Origin of the sequence: Mesorhizobium sp. M1D.F.Ca.ET.231.01.1.1, assembly GCF_003999155.2 — a bacterium.
Lineage (GTDB): Bacteria > Pseudomonadota > Alphaproteobacteria > Rhizobiales > Rhizobiaceae > Mesorhizobium.
In genome coordinates this window covers 1-358 of sequence record NZ_RZOZ02000117.1, presented here as the reverse complement: position 1 = coordinate 358, position 358 = coordinate 1, and the positions used below count along the sequence as shown (strand labels likewise).

Genomic DNA, 358 nt, shown 5'->3' with positions numbered 1-358 from the left:
ATCGCCGGGCTGGCTGCTTGCAGCCTTGTGCGATGGGCCAAGCGTTGGCGTTCCGGCGCCCATGGTGACGGATGCTGAGCATGGCGATGAGGAGGCGCCGGCCGCGATCATGAGGTGTCGCACCAGAACGGGCCGGGCGGTGCCTGTCCGCTGCGCCAGACTGCGAGCGTGATCATCCGTCCTCCACAGCATGGGCAGCGGTGCGTTGCCGCAAGAGGAGCGGCAGCGGGGCTTTCGGCATCCGGTTCGCGATCATCCTGTTGTGGTTTGGTCAGCAGCCTGCGGCACTGGTCGAGCCTGGCGGCGCGATGGCCGTTGGCCAGGAAGCCGTAGTGGCGGATGCGATGGAAGCCGTCCG

General features: G+C 67.9%; 1 pseudogene. It reads right to left on the bottom strand.

The features are described from left to right. Positions 1 to 107 precede the first annotated feature (107 nt). A pseudogene (locus EN874_RS34155) lies at positions 108 to 358 on the bottom strand (IS91 family transposase); the annotation flags it as partial.